5 protein-coding genes are annotated in these 4320 nt (G+C 39.0%); 2 read left to right on the forward strand and 3 right to left on the reverse strand.

What is annotated here, in order from left to right; all coding sequences use genetic code 11:
• Nucleotides 1–274 precede the first annotated feature (274 nt).
• Nucleotides 275–1522, forward strand: coding sequence for a replication initiation protein (locus tag ACZBKJ_RS09675; RefSeq protein WP_463200879.1), 1248 nt, complete (start codon nucleotides 275–277; stop codon nucleotides 1520–1522).
• A 90-nt stretch (nucleotides 1523–1612) separates the two neighbouring features.
• On the opposite strand, the gene ACZBKJ_RS09680 is transcribed toward ACZBKJ_RS09675, so the two are convergent.
• The 3 genes from ACZBKJ_RS09680 to ACZBKJ_RS09690 are packed head-to-tail and all read right to left on the reverse strand — an operon-like array spanning nucleotide 1613 to nucleotide 2415.
• Nucleotides 1613–1858 carry a hypothetical protein gene (locus ACZBKJ_RS09680; RefSeq protein ID WP_463200880.1) on the reverse strand — a complete coding sequence of 82 codons (246 nt, stop codon included), beginning with the start codon at nucleotides 1856–1858 and terminating at the stop codon, nucleotides 1613–1615.
• Nucleotides 1839–2144 (reverse strand): BrnT family toxin, encoded by a 306-nt coding sequence (locus ACZBKJ_RS09685; RefSeq protein ID WP_463200881.1) that lies wholly within the window; start codon nucleotides 2142–2144, stop codon nucleotides 1839–1841. Before ACZBKJ_RS09685 ends, ACZBKJ_RS09680 begins: the two co-directional genes overlap by 20 nt.
• Nucleotides 2131–2415: a hypothetical protein gene (locus tag ACZBKJ_RS09690; protein WP_463200882.1), complete on the reverse strand. Its 285-nt coding sequence runs from the start codon at nucleotides 2413–2415 to the stop codon at nucleotides 2131–2133. The genes ACZBKJ_RS09685 and ACZBKJ_RS09690 overlap by 14 nt, the downstream gene beginning before the upstream one ends.
• Nucleotides 2416–2628: 213 nt before the next feature.
• Here ACZBKJ_RS09690 and mobQ point away from each other — a divergent pair, with 213 nt between their 5' ends.
• Complete coding sequence (gene mobQ / locus ACZBKJ_RS09695) at nucleotides 2629–4275, forward strand: MobQ family relaxase (RefSeq protein WP_463200883.1); 1647 nt, start codon at nucleotides 2629–2631, stop codon at nucleotides 4273–4275.
• The last annotated feature ends 45 nt before the right edge of the window (nucleotides 4276–4320 follow it).

A 4320-nucleotide genomic window follows, 5' to 3' on the forward strand; every position in this document is an offset into this window, starting at 1 on the left:
GAAAAAGAGCCAAAACCGAGTGTTTTTTCAGTTTTGGCTCTTTTTATTATTTTTTTATATATTTTTATATATTTTTAGACCCCACGCAAAGCCTTATGTAACAAGGGTTTGCGAGAGCTAACTATGACGTTTTCATGGCTAACTATGACGTTTTCATGGCTAACTATGACGTTTTCATGGCTAACTATGACGTTTTCATGGCTAACTATGACTAATTGAGATTTAGTCATAGTTATGATAGAATAACACCTTGAATTTTTTTGGTGTGATGATTATGAGCAATGAAATTGTGGTTGTGGATAATAGCTTGGTTACAAGTGCTTACCATTTGACACTCAATGAACAACGTCTAATTTTATGTGCTTTAAAGAAAATTGAGCCTATGGTAGAGATGGGGGAAAATCAGGTGTTTTATATTAGCCGTGATGATTTTATTGAGCTTGGAGTAAATCCTGACATTGTTTCCCAAGAGATACGCCAAGCTACAAGAGATTTGATGAAAAAGAGTGTAACAGTTAAAACACCACTAGGGACGCTTGAAATGCCTTGGTTGTCTGAAGTTTTAAGATTTGATAAAAATGCAGAGCAAAAACTCCGAGAGCTATACCCCAACCCTGACGATTATGATGATTACATTAGGGCTTTAAGGCTTCATAATCTCATAGATAGCTTTACACATAGAGCCGATGAAAACATTGTGGCAAGAGTAGTTTTTCATCAAAAAATCTTACCATTACTTAGCAATCTAAAAAAGAATTTCACGCAATTTTCAATTCAAGATGTGGCAGAATTTAAAAGCACTTACGCCCATAGAATTTATCAGCTAATGATGCAATACAAATCAACTGGTTATGTAAAAATAACCATTGATGATTTGAAATTTATGTTAATGCTAGGTCTTAAATATGCTTTGTTTGCAGATTTCAAAAAGCGTGTACTTGATGTTGCCATTGATGAAATAAATGAAAAATCCCCCTATAACGTGCAATACGAACTTATTAAAAAAGGGCGTAAATTTGTAGCGATTGAATTAAAATTTGCACCAAAAGTAAAAGAAAAACCGCTATCAGAGCCAACAAGAGACCAAAAAACTATTGATATTTTTGACAACCTAACCGACCAAGAACACGATATTATCGCCCAAAAGAACGCCTACGCCGACAGCATTGGCGCAACAGCAGAACATCGCCAAAATCTCATCAAACAGGCGTTAAAACAGCACCAAGACGCCATACAAGCCGAACAAGAAGCAAAACAGCGCAAAAAAGCCGAACGCCAAGCGCAAAAAGAACACGAAAAACAGCAATTAGAGCTGGCAAGAAAGCAATACGAGCAGATTTTAGCCAGTGATACGCTGATTAACGCCTACATTGCAAATAACATCAATCCGCAAAAGATGCGCGCCAGCCTCCAAAAAATGCGCTATGAGCAGGGTAATTTTAGAGAAGTTTTTAGAATGGAGAAATATAAATTTGAGCAGTTGCACCATTTGCGGTATCTAAATTTGAAATTTTTGCAATAAAAAAGCCCATTCCAGAAATGGTAGCCGATGACATTAAGTATAATGCAAGGACTGACCGGCTCAATGGGCTTTTAGTATTATACGCTATTTTCAAGCAGTTGCAAACAGTACTCTAATCATTGTATTTAACCGTTCTCTATCGCTTGGGGTACTATGCTTAATGATAGCTTCCATAACATCGCTATCAAATTGGCTTAAAAATTTATCCTGTTTTTGTAACTGCATAGCCCTGACATCATCTTGAAATTTCTTAAATTTGGGATTGTGTCTAAGGGGCTTGGCATCGCTAAAATCCAAACCCTTATAGCGTTCAAAATCAAAATCTTTTTCGTGCATTATTATACCCCCTTACTTGTTCATTGCTTGGAAAGTAAGCCGTAATAATCCTGACCGTATTTGCTCGTTCAGTATAAACAACTGCCAAAAGTCTTGCTTGATTGCTCATACCAATAACAATCATTCTTTGTTCATTGTAATCGCCAACATCTTCAATTTCAACAGCAAAATCATCAGAAAATACACTAACCACTTCTTCAAAAGTAATCTTACGTTTGCTAAGAATCAACTCATATTTTGGGTCGTGCCACTCAAAAATTATTCCGCAAATTTCAAGGATTGGCATAACTACCGCCATCAAGGTTAGCAAGCTGTGCATTCCCAACAATCAAATTAAGATTATCAACTGCCCTTTGCACTCGTTTTAAATCCTGTTCTCTTAATTCGCTTTGCATAATTTCAAGCAATCTTTTGGCATTATTAGGGTTTTTGCGTGCATAGGCTAACATCATACCACCGATAACCACTTTTTCGGCTGTATCTTGCTTTTTAATCTTGTCTTTTATTCGTGCGGTTTTCTGTTCTAACTCTGCCAATTTTTGTTCAAGCGTTACCATTTTTAGCTCTTATCAAGTAAAAATATATTTGTCATTATAATTGATTTTATTAGATGCGTAAATCCATGAAGTGCGAACTTACGAAAACTTTGTTATAATTCCGCAAAGCTACATTATACTAAGTTTTCAAGTTCGTAAGAGGGCGACCCCCTTAACCCCCACAAAACTGCTTGGGCAGTTTTGGTTGAAAAGACAAAAGAAAAAATAACCCTTATGGCAATTTACCATCTAAGCACCAAACCAATATCACGCAGTAGTGGACGCAGTGCCGTTGCCAGTGTTGCGTATCGTGCAGGGATTGAGATTACCGATGAGCGACTAGGGAAAACTTATGATTATACAAAACGAAGTGGCGTACTTTGGACAGGATTAGCCACGCCACACGGATTGAATATTGACCGCAACGAACTTTGGAACTTAGCCGAAAAGACAGAAACACGAAGCAACAGCAGAACCGCAAGGGAGATTGTGATAAATATCCCCCATGAACTCATGCAGGGCGACCAATCCGCAGGAAAAATGCTTGCCTATGAATTTGCCACAAACCTTAGCCAAAAATACAAGATAGCCGTTGATGTTGCCGTACACGCGCCTGATAAGCAGGGCGACAACCGCAACTATCACGCCCATTTGCTTTTGACAACACGTCAAATCACGCAAGAGCAGGACGGTAGATTTGAGCTAGGCAAAAAATCGCAGCTTGAGATGAGTAATACCCAGTTAAAACAAGCAGGGTTATTATCCAATCAAGACGAGCTTGTAGAGCTTCGTAGGACTTGGGCAGAGCTTGCCAATACCTACCTAGCAGAACACGGCTTAGACGAGCGTATAGACCACCGTAGCCACGCTGACAGGGGTTTATTGACCCTACCTACCGTCAAAATGGGTTGGCAAGCCACCGAACTTGAACGAAAGGGCATAAAAACCGATGTGGGCGACCATAACCGAGCCATCAAAGCGTATAACGAGCAAGTATTAACCTATCAAGCCTTACGGCAACAGGCACGGCAGGCAGAGCAAGCCGAACGGCAACGCCAAGAACAAACCAGACGACAAGCACAGCTGGAAATGGCTAAAGTTGTCAAAAAAGCACAAACGCGCGAGAACGCACGTAAAAGCCCATTAGAGCCACAGAAAAGCAAAAATGGTATCAACATACCACCCACCCCCAAAAACACGCTTAAAACGCAAAATAGAGCGATTTACAGCGATAATTTATTATCATCCAAACAGTATCATCAAAATTTAGCATTTTTACAAGAATTTGATGAGCGAGTAGAGAAAATCGCCCAAAACATCCTAGCAAATCAGCTACAAGTCTTGAGAAAAAAGGGCAAACCCCTTTTAGCCACCTTTGAAAAACTAAGGGATAATGAACCGTTATTCTTTGGTAAAGACCAATGGCAAAAAGACAAACAACAAGTCTTAGACCGCTACAACGCAATCAAAGAACAACACGACATGATGAAAGCCAAAGGCATTACAGACAAACACAGAAAACAAGCTAATGAACAATTAGCCAAAGATGACCCTAGTTACTACGAAAAGGGCAAACAGGCGTTTTTGTCAATCAAGCTACACGAACAAGCTGAAATGGATATCAAAGCCAAAGAATACGGAGCAGATAAGCACGCAAGAGTGGGTCAGACTTACAGGGGTAAGATTATCCAATCAGATGACAAGATGAGTCTGCAAGAAACAACGGATGGCATTGTTTTGCATAGGGTTGGTAATTTAACTGTTGGCAAGAATTACACTCTTAGCCACGATGATAAAACTTACAGCATTCAGCAGGATTATGAAATTAGAACCAAGAGCCAAGACAGACAAAAAGACTACAACAAGGGCAAAGGGTTTTGATTTTTTCTTTTGTCTTTCTAGCTAAAAAAAACAAAAAATTAACAA

The sequence above is a fragment of the Moraxella sp. I5G genome (assembly GCF_055193055.1).